Origin of the sequence: Pseudoalteromonas sp. BZB3 (genome assembly GCF_040104455.1) — a bacterium.
Taxonomy (GTDB): Bacteria; Pseudomonadota; Gammaproteobacteria; order Enterobacterales; family Alteromonadaceae; genus Pseudoalteromonas.
Map to the genome: position 1 here is coordinate 25,058 of NZ_JBECOS010000014.1, position 17,911 is coordinate 42,968.

Annotated in this window: 14 protein-coding genes and 1 pseudogene; 14 read left to right on the forward strand and 1 reads right to left on the reverse strand. The window is 38.5% G+C overall.

The window, feature by feature from the left end:
* Positions 1-8 precede the first annotated feature (8 nt).
* From ABMY35_RS16025 to ABMY35_RS16085, 13 genes are all read left to right on the forward strand, one after another.
* Positions 9-1,103 (forward strand): flagellar basal body P-ring protein FlgI, encoded by a 1,095-nt coding sequence (locus ABMY35_RS16025; protein ID WP_138483478.1) that lies wholly within the window; start codon positions 9-11, stop codon positions 1,101-1,103.
* A gap of 102 nt (positions 1,104-1,205) precedes the next feature.
* Positions 1,206-2,186 carry a flagellar assembly peptidoglycan hydrolase FlgJ gene (flgJ, locus tag ABMY35_RS16030; protein WP_349287262.1) on the forward strand — a complete coding sequence of 327 codons (981 nt, stop codon included), beginning with the start codon at positions 1,206-1,208 and terminating at the stop codon, positions 2,184-2,186.
* A gap of 1 nt (position 2,187) precedes the next feature.
* Positions 2,188-4,194 carry a flagellar hook-associated protein FlgK gene (gene flgK, locus ABMY35_RS16035; RefSeq protein ID WP_349287131.1) on the forward strand — a complete coding sequence of 669 codons (2,007 nt, stop codon included), beginning with the start codon at positions 2,188-2,190 and terminating at the stop codon, positions 4,192-4,194.
* A 6-nt stretch (positions 4,195-4,200) separates the two neighbouring features.
* Positions 4,201-5,439, forward strand: coding sequence for a flagellar hook-associated protein FlgL (gene flgL, locus ABMY35_RS16040; protein ID WP_349287132.1), 1,239 nt, complete (start codon positions 4,201-4,203; stop codon positions 5,437-5,439).
* A 342-nt stretch (positions 5,440-5,781) separates the two neighbouring features.
* Entirely contained in the window at positions 5,782-6,753 is a 972-nt protein-coding gene (locus tag ABMY35_RS16045; protein WP_349287133.1) for a flagellin, read from the forward strand.
* A gap of 517 nt (positions 6,754-7,270) precedes the next feature.
* Entirely contained in the window at positions 7,271-8,245 is a 975-nt protein-coding gene (locus tag ABMY35_RS16050; RefSeq protein WP_349287134.1) for a flagellin, read from the forward strand.
* Between the two features lie 143 nt (positions 8,246-8,388).
* Entirely contained in the window at positions 8,389-9,360 is a 972-nt protein-coding gene (locus ABMY35_RS16055) for a flagellin (protein ID WP_349287135.1), read from the forward strand.
* 88 nt (positions 9,361-9,448) lie between these two features.
* Positions 9,449-9,853 (forward strand): flagellar protein FlaG, encoded by a 405-nt coding sequence (locus ABMY35_RS16060; protein WP_349287136.1) that lies wholly within the window; start codon positions 9,449-9,451, stop codon positions 9,851-9,853.
* A gap of 17 nt (positions 9,854-9,870) precedes the next feature.
* Positions 9,871-11,277 (forward strand): flagellar filament capping protein FliD, encoded by a 1,407-nt coding sequence (fliD, locus tag ABMY35_RS16065; protein ID WP_349287137.1) that lies wholly within the window; start codon positions 9,871-9,873, stop codon positions 11,275-11,277.
* Between the two features lie 11 nt (positions 11,278-11,288).
* The gene (gene fliS, locus ABMY35_RS16070) at positions 11,289-11,717 is read left to right on the forward strand and encodes a flagellar export chaperone FliS (protein ID WP_349287138.1); all 429 of its coding nucleotides are present in this window, start codon (positions 11,289-11,291) and stop codon (positions 11,715-11,717) included.
* Complete coding sequence (locus tag ABMY35_RS16075) at positions 11,707-11,991, forward strand: hypothetical protein (RefSeq protein WP_349287139.1); 285 nt, start codon at positions 11,707-11,709, stop codon at positions 11,989-11,991. Before fliS ends, ABMY35_RS16075 begins: the two co-directional genes overlap by 11 nt.
* Positions 11,984-14,107: a 6-hydroxymethylpterin diphosphokinase MptE-like protein gene (locus tag ABMY35_RS16080; RefSeq protein WP_349287140.1), complete on the forward strand. Its 2,124-nt coding sequence runs from the start codon at positions 11,984-11,986 to the stop codon at positions 14,105-14,107. The genes ABMY35_RS16075 and ABMY35_RS16080 overlap by 8 nt, the downstream gene beginning before the upstream one ends.
* A gap of 5 nt (positions 14,108-14,112) precedes the next feature.
* Positions 14,113-14,601, forward strand: a complete 489-nt coding sequence (locus ABMY35_RS16085; protein WP_349287141.1) for a GNAT family N-acetyltransferase — start codon at positions 14,113-14,115, stop codon at positions 14,599-14,601.
* A 637-nt stretch (positions 14,602-15,238) separates the two neighbouring features.
* On the opposite strand, the pseudogene ABMY35_RS16090 reads toward ABMY35_RS16085, so the two are convergent.
* Positions 15,239-16,316: pseudogene (locus tag ABMY35_RS16090) on the reverse strand (IS3 family transposase).
* 271 nt (positions 16,317-16,587) lie between these two features.
* On the opposite strand from ABMY35_RS16090, the gene ABMY35_RS16095 reads away from it, so the two are divergent.
* Positions 16,588-17,910 carry an aminotransferase class III-fold pyridoxal phosphate-dependent enzyme gene (locus ABMY35_RS16095; RefSeq protein WP_349287142.1) on the forward strand — a complete coding sequence of 441 codons (1,323 nt, stop codon included), beginning with the start codon at positions 16,588-16,590 and terminating at the stop codon, positions 17,908-17,910.
* Position 17,911 lies beyond the last annotated feature (1 nt).

Genomic DNA, 17,911 nt, shown 5'->3' on the forward strand with positions numbered 1-17,911 from the left:
GAACTATGATGAAAATGTTCAAAATAATGACTGCGGCTTTGCTTTTAATTATGAGCCAAGTAGCACAAGCAGAACGGATCAAAGATGTCAGCATGGTCGAAGGTGTTCGTTCTAACCAGTTAGTGGGTTACGGCCTAGTAGTGGGTTTACCTGGCACAGGTGAACAATCTCGTTTTACAGAGCAAAGCTTTAAGGCCATGTTGAGTGGCTTTGGCATTACATTACCAGCTAACTTAAAGCCAAAAATTAAAAATGTGGCGGCAGTGGCGGTGCATGCAGAGTTGCCTCCATTTGTAAAACCCGGTCAGAATATTGATATTACAGTATCTTCAATAGGCAGCGCGGGTAGCTTAAGAGGAGGGACTTTACTGCAAACATTCCTAAAAGGTGTTGATGGTAATGTGTATGCCATTGCACAAGGCAGTTTAATCGTGGGTGGTTTAGGCGCTGAAGGGTTAGACGGAAGTAGAGTTGTTATTAATACTCCTACAGTTGGCCGAGTTCCAAATGGTGCGACGGTTGAACGAGCCGTTGCAAGCCCTTTTACACAAGGTGATTTTATTACTTTTAATCTTAACCGTCCTGATTTTACAACAGCTAAACGTTTGGCTGACACCATTAATGATTTGGTCGGTCCAAATAGTGCAAAGCCAATGGATGCTGCGTCTGTTCGTGTAATTGCGCCTCGTGACCCTTCACAGCGCGTTGCTTATTTATCGACACTTGAGAATTTAGAGTTTAAACCGGCAGACACCTCAGCCAAAATTATTGTTAATTCGCGTACAGGCACGATTGTGATTGGCAAAAATGTCAAATTACAACCAGCTGCTATTACCCATGGTGGTCTAACAGTGACGATTTCTGAAGACCAAATGGTGTCTCAGCCACAACCGCTAGCAAATGGCGAAACGGTTGTTACCCGTCAAAGCATCGTCGATGTGAATCAAGACGACTCAAGAGCATTTGTATTTAATCCAGGTGTGAGCTTAGATGATTTGGTTAGAGCGATAAATGAAGTTGGCGCTGCGCCGGGTGATTTAATGGCGATCCTTGAAGCGTTAAAAGAGGCTGGTGCGATTAATGGTCAATTAGTCGTCATTTAGTGTTTTATTTATAATCAATTAGTTAGCCTCGCAATTGCGGGGCTTTTTTTGGCTCGATTATTGCTTTGTTAGTGTATGACTAATTTAGTGTAATTGATGAGTATGAATACCAATCCGTTAGAAAAGCAAAACTTCTTTGATTTAGGTGATCTTAATGCACTTAGACAAGATGCGTTGAAAAGCGGAGGCGATCAACAAGCATCGAATGAAGCACTAAAAAAAGCAGCAGAGCAGTTTGAATCTATTTTTACGCAAATGCTGATGAAAAGTATGCGTAAAGCCAATGAAGCAATGGAAGATAAAAACAGCCCATTTAATTCAAGTGGTGTGAAGTTCTTTCAAGAGATGCATGATCAACAGCTTTCTTTAGAGTTATCAAAAAAAGGTAGTCTTGGTTTAGCTGATCTTATTGTTAAACAGCTTTCACCTAATGTTGATGGATATAAACCGTCATCCGTACTTCGTAATGATGCACAGTTACCGATGCAAAAGACAACAACTGAGCAGCTCCCAGAGTTTATTCGTCGTCAACCTGAAGTAACGCCAGAGGTTGCTAAAGCAGAAAAAGCAGATGAACAACCTCGCTTTGATTCTCCTGAGTCATTTATCAGTGAGATGTGGGAACACGCTAAAACAGCTGCACAGAAAATTGGTTTGAACCCAGCAGTCATGATTGCGCAAGCAGCGCTCGAAACAGGTTGGGGTAAGCATGTTATTGCTAAGCAAGATGGTAGTAGCAGCCTTAACTTATTTAATATCAAAGCGGATAGATCTTGGCAGGGAGAGCATGCCAAAAAAATGACATTAGAGTTTGAGAAAGGCTTGCCTGTACAAAAACAAGCCAACTTCAGAGCTTATGAATCAATAAAAGACAGTATTAATGATTATGTGAATTTTCTTCAAAGTAATCCACGTTACAGCCAGGCATTGAATAACACAGATAAGCCTGAACAGTACTTAGATGAACTTCAGCAGGCCGGCTATGCCACAGATCCAAACTATGCAGAAAAAATAAAAAATGTCTTACAGCGAGGAGAATTTAAACAGATGTTAACGTCGCTAGTACGTCAAGGAGTTAACTAAGATGTCTTTCAATTTAATGAATATTGGCAGTGCGGGGATCAGAGCGAATTCTGAATTACTCCAAACGACCAGTAAGAACATCTCTAACTTAAATACTAAGGGCTATATTCGCGAAAGAACCGAACATAGCACTATGGTGGGTAACCAAGTTGGCCGTGGCGAAACTGTTCGTTTAATTAATGAGTTTGCTCAAAAGCAATTGAATCGTGATATTTCCAATAAAACTTATTACGAACAATTTGTGACTGAGTCATCTCGCGTAGATACCTTGTTTGGTGAAGAGTCTAATAGTTTAAATAACAGCATTAATTCTTTATTTAATAACCTGCAAGAAGCAATGAATTTACCTTCTTCAACGGTCACGCGTTCACTTTTCTTAACTGATGCCCAAAACTTAGTTGATCAGATGGATCGTCTTTCGGGGATTGTTTTTGATCAGAATAATATTGTGAATGAACAGCTGAGTATCATGGCTGATGAAGCCAATAACCTAATCCAAAAGATCAGTGATTTAAATGACAAAGTGGTTGCCGTTGAGCTGCAATCTGGGATCACCAGTGGAAATTCAGTGGTTAATGAACGTGATGAAGCCATCAAAGATTTAGCGGAGCTGGTGGATATTGAGACATTAGATGGCCCGAACGGTGAAAAATTAGTTTTCCTAGGGTCAGGTCAATCATTAGTTATGGAAAATGGCACATTTAATACGTTTGATATGGATGGCGACCCAGATCCAAATATAAAAGAACTAAAATTAGATTCTCCAGATGGAAAAGCCATTGAATTAGATGTGAATATTAGTACGCTTCGAGGAAAAATGGGCGGCCTTCTAGCCTTCAGAGATGAAATATTACATCCGGCACAAAACCAGCTGGGGCAAATAGGCTTAGCGTTAGCTGACGCCTTTAATGAACAAAACAAAAAAGGTATGGACCTAGACGGCAATATTGGCGGAGATATTTTCTCTATTCCTACAGTAGGTGGATATGCCTATGCCGACAACACGGGTTCTGCTTCAGTCAATGCGACTGTTGAGGTTGGCAAAGGCGCTGAAATCCCAGCTACTGATTTTAGAGTGACTTTTACAAGTGCCACAACGGTCGAAATCGCTGCTGTAGACAGCAAAGGCAATGTGATAGGTACCCCATCAACAGCCAATGTCACAGCAGGAGTGATTGACTCAAGCACGATAACAAGTGGCGAGTCTTTTGGTTTAGAAATGAATGTGTCTGGTACAGCTAATACAGGTGATAGCTTCTTAATTAAATTAAATTCTACAGCCGCTTCAACAATGGAACTTGCTACAGAAAGACCTGAAAGTTTGGCATTGGCTTCCCCTATACGAACAACAACTGAAGCAAATAACACTAGCAACGCCACAATCTCTGTCGGCTCAGTAACTAATACGGGCACTGGCAGTAACTTTACAGCTTCGCCTCCAAGTTTGACTCAGGGTGATATCACTTTGACCAAAACAGGTAATGCCAATGAATACCAAATTCAAGATGGCAACGGTACAACTACATTTACGATTACACCGCCTGCTGAGAATATCCTAGCGCAAGCAGGCGCGCCTTATGATAGCTATGGTTTTGATTTTAACATCGATGGCACAGCGGCAACGGGTGACGTTTTTACTATTGAATTTAATACTGGTGGTTTTGACGACAACCGAAATGGTTTAGAGCTGGCGAAATTACCTTCACAGGAACTAGTTCGTCAGAATGTTGTCACCACGGCAACAGCAGACAATCTAAAAACATTTAATGAGGCATATGCTGGTCTAGTAACAGAAATTGGTGTAATTGCGAACCAAGCGAAAACCAATGGAGCCGCTTTTGAGGCACTTGCTGAGCAATCAGAAGCCTGGTTTGAGTCAATGTCCGGCGTTAATTTAGATGAAGAAGCGGCAAATCTATTACGTTTCCAACAAGCTTACTCTGCATCAGCGCAAATAATTACAACAGCTCGAACTGTGTTCGATACTTTATTAAGTGCAACGAGGTAATAAATTATGCGTTTATCTCATAATATGATTTTTAAAAATAACCTCAGTTCTATATTGAACAATCAGCAAGAGGTTAACAAAGCTCAAGAGCAGGTGACGACTCAAAAGCGCGTGTTAAGTGCTTCAGACGACCCTTCAGCTATGGCCCGAGCTTTATTATATGGTGATAAAATTCAGACAAATGAACAGTACACCAAAAACTTGACCATGCTAAAAAGCCGATTAGATACCCAAGAAGGGGTATTAGAGAATATTAAAGGTTCTTTAACACGTGCGCATGTGCTAACTGTTCAAGCGGGTAATGGTGCATTAACCAAACCGGATAGAGCTGCACTCTCAGAAGAGTTAAGTTCAATAAAAACCGCAGTGCTTGATTTAATGAATGCGAAGAGTGAAGACGGTCGTTATATTTTTTCTGGATACCAAGATAATACTAAGACTTTTTCTTTTGATAGTGCTAATGGTCGTTACGCATACAATGGTGACCAAGGGCAGCATAAGATAAAAGTGGCTGAGGGCGTAGAGATCAAATCGAGTGATAATGGCCTTGATGTCTTTGAAAGTGTAGAGCAGCGTCTTAATGTTGTTTCAAACACAGGCTTAACAGTAACAGGTGGTATTTCAAGTGCGTCGGTTTATGTTAAAGAGCAAGGTCCATTTGATGAGTTTCATAAAGTGAACTACAACCCTGATCCTGCTGCTCCTGTAGGAGCAAATACGTTTACTCTTGATATGACAACAGGCTCTCCAAACACCTACGTTCTTAGGCAGGGAGCAGTAGCTATTCAGACTGGTAACTTTTCCGGTACTCATGTTTCTGTAGCAGGTATGGATTTTAGTTTTGATACCATCGCTACAGGTACATTAGAGTTTGAACTGGCTCCTCCAGAAAAAGACAATGTGCTTAATACGTTGGATAACTTGATAACGACTCTGAATGATGTATCAATTCCTGATGCCGATTATAGGCAAGTTTTAGCAAGCTCAATGATAGGTATTGAAAATGCCAAAAATTTGGTTTCCCAAACTCAGTCAGGCTTGGGAGGAAGGCTAAATACGGCTACTAGGATTACAGAAGCAAATAGTGACTTAGACATAAATAATCAAATTGCGAAGGCGGAGTTAATCGAGCTAGATATGGCTGAGGCAATTACTGAATTGACAAAGCATGAAACGGCACTGCAAGCGTCTCAGGCAACTTTTGGTAGGTTATCTAATTTATCTCTTCTAGATTACATCCGGTGATTTCAATACGTAAGTCATTTAATGTTAAAGCTGTCAGATATTTGACAGCTTTTTTGTTTTAAGCATGAGAAAGAATAAATTCCCATATTTTGTATAATAAAAGCAATCGTTTAAAAAAGAGCTCCCACATTCTGAGTTTTAAAGCTACTACGAATTTAAAACCAAAAATGACAAATGAAACCTCAACAAATCAATAGGTTGAATATTTTCTTAAAAAAAAGCTAAAGGAATTTATTTGCCGCCCGATAACTTAATTAACCAAGCCGGAGATACAAATTTAATTGAAGGCTACCAGTTAATAAATTTGAGAGAAACTTTTAAAGTTACATTGGGAGAAAGATCATGGCACTTTATGTAAATACTAATGTTAGTTCATTGAATGCACAAAGACAATTAAATAACTCTAGCAATGCGTTAGATGTATCATTCAAACGTTTATCATCTGGCTTTCGTATCAACAGCGCGGCTGATGACGCAGCAGGTTTACAAATCTCTGACCGTTTAACTTCGCAAATTAATGGTTTGAATCAAGGTAATAGAAATGCGAACGATGGTATTTCTTTAGCACAAACAGCAGAAGGTGCACTTGATGAAGTAACAGCAATGTTCCAGCGTGTTAGAACACTATCTCAACAAGCCTCAAACGGTTCAAATACTGACGAAGATCGTTTAGCGGTTCAGGAGGAGATACGCTCTTTAATGGTTGAAGTAAACCGAGTAGCTGAAGATACAACCTTCGGTGGTCAAAACCTTCTTGATGGTAGTTATGAAGCAAGTTTCCAAGTGGGTGCTGATGCCGTTCAAACAATTGGTTTCAGTATGAAGTTTGTAGGCGGTACTGCCACTATTAATAGCATTGCTGCAAATGGTGGTTTTACGGTTTCAGGGATTGCAGGCGTAGCAAGCGCAGTAACAAATAAAGGTTTAACTACTTTAGCTGCGGGTGTATCTGAAATCAGCGGTGCTGCAATTGGTGCTACAGATGACTTTGCGACTCGATTCAGAGCTACTACAATAAGTGTTTCTTCACAAGGTAATGCTCAGTTTGTAATGGCTGGTATGGATTCAATGATTGCCGTAGTTGATAAAAAGCGTGCGGAGTTAGGTGCTGTACAAAACCGTTTCCAATCAACAATTAGAAACCAAGCTAATATTTCTGAAAACTTATCAGCTGCAAAATCTCGAATCAAAGATACTGATTTTGCTACTGAGACTGCAAACTTAACTAAAATGCAGATTTTACAACAGGCTTCACAAACAATTCTTAGCCAGGCAAATCAGCGTCCACAGGCTGCTTTAAGTCTTCTTGGATAATTAGGTAAGTAATGGAAAGGTGTCCGCACTTAATGGGGTATTAGCACGGACACCGAAATGGAAAGTAAAGCGGAGGAGCTTTTATTCCAAAGTTGTTCACGTAAACAATGAACATAAATATTTAAGCATATATTATGCCAATTTTATTGGTGATTTCTCTCAAAATTAAAAAGGAGGCGTTTGCCTCCTTTTTTATCTTCCAAATAAAGTCGTATATTTGCCTGGTAATCGCCAGAACTCCACTCTTACTTAAAGGTGCTTTTAAAACAGAAAGTATCGCATCTTAAAATGTAGTCATTTTACAAGTTGTTTCTTAATAATGAGTTGTATAATTTTGTTATTGGATAATGTTTAGCTCTCTCTGGCACACTCTTTGCTTTTTCTTAACTAACAAAATTTAATTTATACAAAACGGCAGGTTTTTGCCTTAATTGCTTAATTGCTCTTATGAAAGTTGCCACTTTGTATTTTCAAGCTATCCGCCAATTAGCGGACTTGTTAAGAGAGAGAATGAGTTATGGCTTTATATGTAAATACTAATGTGAGTTCGATTAATGCTCAGCGTCAGCTTCAAAGATCTGGTGTAGAATTAGATACATCTTTCAAACGTTTGTCATCAGGTTTAAGAATTAATAGCGCAGCTGATGATGCTGCTGGGCTACAAATTTCTGACCGCTTGCAATCTCAAATCCTCGGCTTAAATCAGGGGAATCGAAATGCCAATGACGGTATTTCACTGGCTCAAACTGCAGAAGGGGCAATGGATGAGATCACTACCATGTTTCAGAGAGTTAGAACCCTTGCTCAACAAGCTGCAAACGGGTCTAATACGGATGAAGACCGTTTGGCTATTCAAGAAGAAATTCGTCAGTTAACATCAGAGGTTAATAGGGTTGCGACAGATACTACATTTGGTGGCCAAAACTTATTAGATGGAACATATTCTGCGAATTTTCAAGTTGGTGCAGATGCGGTTCAAACAATAGGATTTAGTATGCAGTTTGTAGGTGGTACGGCTGCAATTAATAGTATTGCTGCAAATGATGGTTTCACTGTCTCGGGAATTGCTGGTGTTGCAAGTGCTGTCACGGCTAAGGGCTTAACTACTCTAGCAGCAGGTGTGTCTGGTATTAGTGGTGCCGCAATTGGTGCTACTGATGATTTTGCTACTCGATTAAGAGCTACTTCAATTAGTGTTTCAACTCAAGCAAATGCTCAATTTGTTTTAGCTGGTATGGATGCAATGATTGCTGTAGTTGATAAAAAACGTGCTGAATTAGGCGCTGTTCAAAACCGCTTTCAATCTACCATTCGAAACCAAGCTAATATTGCCGAAAACGTATCAGCCGCAAAGTCTAGAATTAAAGACGCAGATTTTGCTATGGAAACGGCTAAACTGACTAAAAACCAAATTCTACAGCAAGCGAGTCAGACAATTCTTGGCCAAGCTAACCAACGACCTCAAGCCGCATTAAGTTTACTTCAAGGCTAAAATTATTTATAGATAAAGCTAAAGCCATTTTATTTTTTGCCGATAGAGGATTTAGAGAACTAATAATAGGGCTCTAAACCCTCAAAATTACAGGGTAGGGGTATCCCGTAATTTTGCAGTTAAAAAATAAAGCGGAGGCTAATATGGCTTTATATGTAAATACAAATGTGAGTTCTTTGAACGCGCAAAGACAGCTAAGTAATTCAGCTAGCTCTTTAGATACATCTTTTCAAAGGTTATCTTCGGGTTTCAGAATTAATAGTGCAAAGGATGATGCAGCAGGTCTGCAGATTTCAAACCGTTTAACAGGTCAAATAAACGGCCTTACTCAAGGTACGCGAAATGCAAATGATGGTATATCGCTAGCTCAGACTGCTGAAGGCGCACTTGATGAAACGACTCAAATGTTTCAACGTGTCAGAACTTTGGCGCAGCAAGCTTCGAATGGTTCGAATACGGATGAAGACCGTTTAGCACTTCAAGAAGAGATTCGTTCACTGATGAGTGAAGTTAACCGAGTAGCTGAAGACACAACTTTCGGTGGTCAAAACCTTCTTGATGGCAGTTATGAAGCAAGTTTCCAGGTTGGTGCTGATGCCGTTCAAACAATTGGCTTCAGTATGAAGTTTGTAGGTGGTACGGCTACTATTAATAGCATTGTTGCAAACGGCGGTTTTACAGTTTCAGGTCTTGCTGGAGTAGCAAGTGCTGTAACGAATAAAGGCCTAACAACACTTGCTGCAGGTGTTTCTGAAATTAGTGGTGCAGCAATTGCTGGTACAGATGATTTTGCGACTCGATTTAGGGCTACTTCAATAAGTGTTTCTACACAAGGTAATGCTCAGTTCGTAATGGCTGGCATGGACGCAATGATTGCTGTAGTTGATAAAAAACGTGCTGAACTAGGTGCTGTACAGAATCGATTCTCATCAACTATTCGAAATCAAACAAATATTTCTGAGAATTTATCGGCTGCACAATCGCGAATCAGAGATACTGATTTCGCAACAGAGACTGCTAACTTGACCAAGATGCAAATTCTTCAACAAGCAAGTAGTTCAATACTTAGCCAAGCGAATCAGCGTCCGCAAGTCGCATTATCGTTACTAGGTTAAATATAACGATACGGCAAATCAGGGTGACGCCTTAGTAGATTTGTCGTATCCTAAACCTATTAAGCTTTCCTAGCTAAAGGGGGTTGGTATGAATGAAATTAATCCGAATAGCTTAAACACCACCAATTTTAATGTTAATCAAAATGCTTCTGGCGCAGATAGAGCAGATGAGCACGAAGTTAAAACATCAAACTTACTCATAGGTAAAGAGTTAAGTAAGAGTCCATCTTCAACAGAGCACAATGGTGAACTTTTTGCTGATGTGAAGGAAAACTTAGACAAACTGAATGAATTCCTTCCGTTGACATCCACCAATTTATCTTTTGAATTTGATGAACAAGGAGAGCCCCCCTTTATACGAGTTCGCGATAAAGGAAATGATGAGGTGATTCGCGAAATACCGTCAGAAGAGTTTAGGGAGGTGGCTAAAGCTCTAGAAGAGCTTGCCGATAAGTTAGTTAGTAAAGGTGTTTTTTTCGATAAAACAGCCTAATCAATTGGAGATAGTATATGCCTCTTATAACTTCAGCCGGTATAGGCTCAGGACTAGACTTAGAAAGCATTATTAAAGCGTCTGTAGACGCAGAAAATAGACCTAAATTAACAGCCTTTGCTAAGAAAGAAGAGTCTTTAAAGGTGGAGTTATCTGCTGTAGGCGAAGTAAAGTCGGCTATTTCCAAGTTAAATGACACGATTGAAAAGCTCGCCGATCCTGATAACTTTAGTAAACGCATAGCAAATATTAAGCAACCAGAAACGGGAGACTTAATATCTGTCACTCCGACATCTGATATTACGCCAGGTCAATTTGATGTAAAAGTTACGCAAATTGCTCAAGGTAGTCGAGCCGTATCGCAAGATGCGGCTTTTATGTCAGTGGATGATGTAGTAACTGCTTCAGGAGGTACGTTAACATTTACCGCTGGTGTTGGTAATACTTTTGATTTATCTGTAAGTGCAGGGGCTACTTTAGCTGACCTTCGTGATGCGATTAATAACGACACTAATAACTTTGGTGTAGTAGCTAATATAGTAAATACTGGTGGAGCGGCTGGCTCGAAGCTTGTATTAACATCAAATGTTACTGGTGAGAATAATGATTTAGTTATTTCTAGTGACACATCTGAAATGAATGCAATTGCATCTTATGATGCGACCACTAACCCATCGGGTGTTCAAATAGCAGCAGATGATGTTGCACAAGATGCCAAAATTACTGTAGATGGCATTGAAATTACGAGTGATACAAACACTTTTAAAAATGCAGTACAGGATATGACAATTAAAGTGTTGCGTGAAGGGGCTGCAGATGAGGTTGCTGAACTTAATGTTGCCTATGACAAAGATTCAGTTACAGCGCTAGTTGATGAGCTTATCGCAAACTATAATAACTTAATTGGTAATATTGGTTTTCAAACCAGAATTGGTAAACCGTTGAATGGGGATGCCTCTATGCGTTCTTTGAGTGCTCAATTGGTTAATACTTTATCTACTCCCCTTACTGATGCTGGCCCTTTTGGTTCAATTTTTGATATTGGTATTGGTGTAGACAAAGATGGGTATTTAGAAAAGTCTTCGCTAGTTAGAAGTTTAAATGATGCAATGGATGAAAACTTTGATGATATCGGCACAGCTTTTGCAGGTGATAATGGGGTTGCCAAAAAGTTAGAATCTCTATTAGGTAACTATATTGATTCGGATGGATTAATAAAACAAAGAGAAACGGACTTAAATGGGCAGTTAGATGATCTTAAAGATGATGTGATTTCACATGAGTACCGTATGGAGTCTTTTGAGCAGAGGCTTAGGAAGCAGTATGCAGGCCTAGACGTGCTTTTAGCGAATATGCAACAGACTCAGGCATATTTAGGGGCTCAATTAGCCAATCTACCCGGCTTTACTAAGAGTAAATCGTAAAGGTTAATATTATGTACAACGCAAAAGTTAAAAATTATCAAAAAGAAGCCCTAAAGACTCGAGTAGCTGGTGCTGACCGATACGAAGTCATCCAGATGCTAATGGGTGGAGCAATAGAAAAGTTAGTGCTTGCAAAAGTATCAATAGAAAAGCGTAATTTAGAAGCTAAAGCTGAGCATTTATCGAAGGCGTCAGCCATTATCGAAGCCCTTAGAGGCTGTTTAGACTTTGAAGTAGGTGGTGAAGTAACTGAGAATTTATATGCTCTTTACAGTTATATGATTGATAGACTTGTAGAAGCAACATTGCAAAATGACCCTGAAATAGTTCAAGAAGTATCTAATTTATTAAAAGAGATCAAGTCTGCATGGGATGCTATCCCTCAAGATATAAGAGTCCAGACATTACAGAATCACGGCTCAGATGCACATGTCGGGTAAAGAAGATAGTAAGTCAGTACATGAGTTGATGGAACAGTTTGATGAACTTATAGATAAAGATATCGAGCAAGCTGTAAGGGTATATGAGCGGATATGCAGCGAATTAGGTATTTTATTTAATGATCCAACAGTTGCAGATGAAGAAAAAGCTCGCTTTTACTACTACCACACTAGCTTATTAGAAAAAGTTGATACTAATCGTAGCAGTATTAGGCAAGATCTAATAAATCGCCAGAATAGTCAGAAAAAAATTAAGAAATACAAAAATGTCTAATAACTCGTCAAATAACGGTTCTATTTCAGAACAATTAAAAGCTCTTGAAACACAGATATCTCAAATTGAAAAACAAAAAAAAATAGAAGAAGAGTATATTGCCTCTGCAAATAAGATATTTGATAAAAATATCGCCGCATTTCAAGATTACTTTCCAGAAATAGCTGCAAAGTTTGCAGTGCATGATCCTAGTGAAAAGTTTGAGCTTTTCGCTACTGATTCTGGTCAGATTAATATAGTTGACTACGATACAGGTGTTCCTATGTATGGGGATAATCCCCTAAAACAAAGCATAGAGCAGGTAAAAGCTACGTTAGATAAGCCTATTATAGGTAAAGTTGATCATAGTGCGCTTTCGAGTATTGATAATGAAACTGGTTTTAAGCATATAACTCTTATGCAAGATATAGGCAAGGTTTACGATAAAGCCATATGTAATTTACCAGAAAATAATCAAGTCAGTAAAAAAATGCCGAGTATGATCATATTCGGCATTGGATTGGGCTATTTTTTGGATGAACTCATAAATCAAGTTACTGCATCTTACATATCGATAATGGAGCCTAATGAGGACTATTTTTTTGCGAGTCTATTCACGTTCGATTGGTCTAGTTTTTTAAAAAAAGTAGATAGTGATGGCAGCTTCTTATATATCTCAGTTGGAATATCAGAGCAGGAAATGTATGAATCTCTATATGAGAGAGCAAACCAAATTGGAGCGTTTAGTGTTTCGACCTCATTGTTCTATCAACATTATCCCTCAAAAATGATGAGCGACTTATTGAGTGAGTTTAAAGATAACTTTCATCAATTCTTTATGGGGTGGGGCTTCTTTGACGATGCTTTATTGAGTATCGCCCATACTGTGCAAAATGTAAAAAAGCCAATTTCTGTAATAAACACCGCGAATGAACTATCTAATACAAAACTGAATTTCCCTGTTTTCATAGTTGCAAATGGACCCTCTTTGGATAAAGACATTGAGGTTATTAGAGCTTTGCAAGGAGAAGCACTATTGATCTCTTGTAATTCTGCAACGACTGCATTGCTAAAAGAAAATATAATACCGGATTTTCATGTTGCTTTGGAAAGAACAAAAGCAACCGAAGACTTTTTGACTACTTTTATCCCAGAAGAAACAAGGAAAAAAATAAACTTACTTGTCTTAAACGTAATGTATCCCAATGTGTTAGATTTATTTGGTTGGTGTGGGGTTGGTTTGAAAGGTAATGAGTCAGGAACTTCATTATTTCATTACGCTGAGTTTATGAAAAATAACTCTATTACAACAACATTAGGGTTTAGTAACCCGTTAGTAGGTAATACAGCACTTAGCTTCTTTGGTAGCATGAACTTTAAAAATATATACTTTTTTGGTGTTGATAATGGGTATAAAGATCCAGAGCATCATCACTCAAAAAATAGTTATTATTACTCAAATGAAGGGAAAACCATACACTCACCATTACAGATGGGTAATAAATTAGCTGTTGAGGGGAACTTTGGCGGAACGGTGATAACAGATCACTTTATGCATACAGGTAAAGTACAAATGGAGCGTTTTATTGCTTCAAAAGAAGGTACTGGCATTGATGTATTTAATTGCAGTGATGGAACTAAAGTCGAAGGTACTCACCCCTTAAAGGCGACAGATATAATTTTGCCCAAAAGTACAGTTTCAAAAGATGCTATAATTAACTTTGTAAAAAATGAAATATTTCAACCCATTAATAATGGTAGTGACATTGAGTCATATTTAGATTTTGATGCATTCAAAAGTCTTTGTGAAACTTTAAGTGAAATTTTAAGCACCCCGATTAAGGATAGAGGAGAAGCATTAGAGCAAATCTTAAAAAGTTTAAGATATTTATTCTCATTTAAACAACATCCGAAGTACACGCACCTATATCTATTGATGGAGGGGGAGTCACTTTATGTATCTTCTGTATTACTTTCATTGCTATATAACTTTGGAGATGACCATGAAATCATTCCTCTGTACATGGAAGCGAGAGATTTATGGGTCAAGTTTATAGAAGAGGCTCCGGAAGAGTATGAGAGCAGATGGGATGTATTGAGTGACTATAGTTTTGATTATTCTAAACCGTCGGTATAGTGTCTATGATGAGCATTAATACAGAAAGGTTTACTGTAAGAACATTAACGGCTCAAGATGTAACCACGGATTATTTGCATTGGTTTTCTTCTCCTTTAACAGCGAAATATATCTCCTATAGGCCAGCAACCCTTTCTGAGCTTATTAATTATGTGGATACCAAATTTAAACAAGAAGACTGTTTATTACTAGGTGTGTTCCATAATGACACGCATATAGGGAATATAAAATATGAGCCTATTGATGTGGCGAAAGGGACTGCCATTTTTGGAATTTTAATTGGTGATGAAAAATGGCAAGGAAAAGGGGTTGCGTCGGAAGTTATTTTGGCTGGTAATAAGCTACTATGTAGCTTGTACTCAGTTGGAAAAATTGAGCTCGGAGTGGATAAACAAAACCTAGGGGCATTGTCCGTTTACAAAAAAGTGGGTTTCAAGGTTAGCCAAGATTTTGACACATATTTGATGATGGAGCTTTGTACTGATGGTTTATAGACTATAGCTCAGCGTCTTTTTACCCTTTAGCACATTTTGTATAACTGCCAGCTTTAAATAATAATTTGTAAATGCTCTTCGAATTCAATCATGAATCGATTCAAGGCCGTTTCCCTATTTTTAATAGGTTCTGTTTGTTTTTTAGGCATCTGTGCAATCGCTAAGTAAACCGTCTTTTTAGCCGAATCATCATGTGGGAACAGCATACGCTTCTTAATGGCTTTACGGATAACTGAGTTTAGTGGTTACTTTAGTTGTATAAATTGCCTTTCTAGTAACTTCAGGGTAATTTAAGCTATTGCTGACACTTTGCTTGTTATTGCGCAATGAGCGAGATATATTGGGGTACTTATTATCCCAACGTTACTCGAATTGGTCTATGCAGTGGCTAACCATTCTTGGCCTCCTCGTTATGAGTTTTCTAATACTAATTCTTTTCACTATAGGCGAGCTTCCTCCATTTTACCGATGAGGTCGGTAACAGTTATAGCCCACGATATATCGTGATATTTCGCCTGTTGCTTCTGATATATTTTTATAGCCTGCTATTGGCATTCACTCTATTTTAAAGCTTCTGCTCCTTAGGCGCATTTGCAACTCTGTAACTCCAAATTTAGTACAGCTCTTTCGTAGAATTTTATGCAGCCTCAAGATAACCAATTGGTGTCATATCGCCAAGTGAATCATAAGGCCGTTCATAATTATAAATAACTAACCACTCGTCAGTGATTTCACGTACTTCTTGCAGTGACTCAAACAAGTATAAATCTAGCACCTATTCACGATAACTTCGGTTAAACCTTTCAACAAAGCCGTTTTGATAAGGGCTAACCAGTTTTTAAACTCTAGCTTAATATTATTTTCCATCGCTCACGTTTCAAGCATAGTGGAAGTAAACTCTGGACCATTATCTACTCTAATTTGTTTTGGTTTACCGCGCTAAGCTATGACCTGTTTCAATGTCTTAATCATTCTTTCAGCGGTTAAACTGGCATCTACCTCAATCGCTAATGCTTGTCGATTGAAGTCATCAAGTACATTCAATGTTCTAAATCGGTGGCCATAACTTAATGCATCACTCATAAAGACCATTGACCAAGATTCATTATGTTGTGTTGGAGCACTTAATGGCTCCGGCGTTTTTGTTGGTACACGGCGCTTTCCTTTACGTCTCAAGTTAAGCTTTAGCATGTTGTAAACTCGTTCAACACGCTTCTTATTCCAAGGTTTTCCCTTGTTACGAAGCCTTTTAAATAGTTTGGGCAGCCCCAACCTTTGGTGACGTTCGACTAACGCTAAAAGTGCGTCGATAACTTCATCATCGGATGGCCGTTTATGTTTATAATAGAAAACTGAGCGGCTTAGCCCTGCCACTTCACAAGTAAATACGACGCTGACGTTAAATTGAGCTCTCAAATGTTCAACCCAAGCTCTGCGCTTACTTGTTTTTACAGCTTTTTTGCGATGACATCCTCAAACATCGAGTGCTTTAAGCTCAGTGCAGCAAACATATCTTTTAGTCTACGGTTTTCTTATTCAAGTTCTTTAAGGCGTTTTACATTTGAAGCTTCCATACCCCCATATTTTGAGCGCCATTTGTAAAAGCTACTCTGGCCATTACCATATTTACGGTACACTTCAGGGACGGGAACACCAGACTCTGCTTCTTTGAACATGCTGACAATTTGAGTTTCAGTGAACTTACTTTTTCTCATCGTAAATTTTCCTATTTTAGTTAATGGAAAATTCTACTTATGAACTGTTTCATTTTTTGGGGGAGTTACACCACGACGAGATAAACTATTGTAAGTCTATATAAGCGATGAAGAGTAATATTTGACTTTGATTTATAGAACATAAATTGTTCACTTTGGTACAGGTGATTGAAAAGTGAAGTAGTGGATCCTTTCTTGCTTAATATCTAATATATTTCGCCATATTGTCGATATAATAATTATCAACTTTCAATTTGGGTATAGTTTTCATATGTCATTAAAAAACAATTCTGGTGCACAGTTATGGGAAAAAGCAAAAAAAATTATCCCTGGCGGTAATCAGCTGTTATCAAAACGCGCTGAAATGTTCTTACCTAAACAGTGGCCAGCTTATTATAAGAAAGCAAAAGGCTGTGAAATTTGGGACTTAGATGATAATCATTACTTAGATTTTTCTATTATGGGTATTGGCACATGCTCTTTAGGTTATGCTCACCCTGATGTTACTTGCTCCGTTGTAGATGCTGTGCAGTCAGGTTCAATGACCAGCTTAAATTGTTATGAAGAAGTCGAACTAGCTGAAAAATTAATAAGTATACATAGTTGGGCTGAGGGAGTTCGATTTACTCGTACCGGTGGTGAGTCGTGTGCTTTAGCTATACGTATTGCTAGGTCTTATTCAGGAAAGAATAAAGTGGCATTTTGTGGTTATCATGGTTGGCATGATTGGTATCTAGCAACAAACTTATCATCGGGTGATAAGTTAAAGGACCAGCTTTTGCCAGGATTAGCACCTAGTGGAGTGCCTGCGCAATTACAGGATACGGCACTGCCTTTTAAAGAAGGCGATATTGAAGAGTTTAAACGCATTATTGCTGAACATGGAGATGACCTAGGTGTTGTTATGATGGAGGTGTTCCGCCATGGCATGCCAAATATGGAGTTTATTCATGAAGTGAAAGCACTCTGCGAGTTGAATAATATAGTTTTGATATTCGATGAAATTTCCTCTGGTTTTAGACTAAATACTGGAGGAGCTCATTTATTATTCGATATAGAACCTGATATCTGTGTTTTAGGAAAAGCCATGGGGAATGGGCATCCAATAGGCGCGGTTATTGGAAAAAAAGTGATTATGGATGCTGCGCAGAAATCTTTCATAAGCAGCTCTTATTGGACAGAACGAGTTGGGTTTGTTGCGGCTTTGGCTACATTAAAAGTGTTTGAAGAGCAAAATGTGTGTGAGCAGCTTCAAAGCATAGGACAAGATTTAAAAACTCAAATGAGTCAGGTTTGTGAAAAACTTGATTTTAACTTAAAGATAATTGGTGTTGATAGCGTGCCAATTCTTCTTTTCCCTACTGAGCAGGCGTTGACCTTAAAGACTCTTTATACTCAAGAGATGCTAAAAAGAGGGGTACTTGCCAGCAATGTTATCTATGTCTCTTTGGCGCATTCTAAGGAGAAACGCCGTATATTCGTAAAAGCATTTACAGATGTTATTTCTCTTTTAAAAAGAGCACTAGTTGAAAATAAAATTGAAAGTTTATTAGAAGGGCCTGTTTGTCATAGTGGTTTTGAGAGGTTGAACTGAT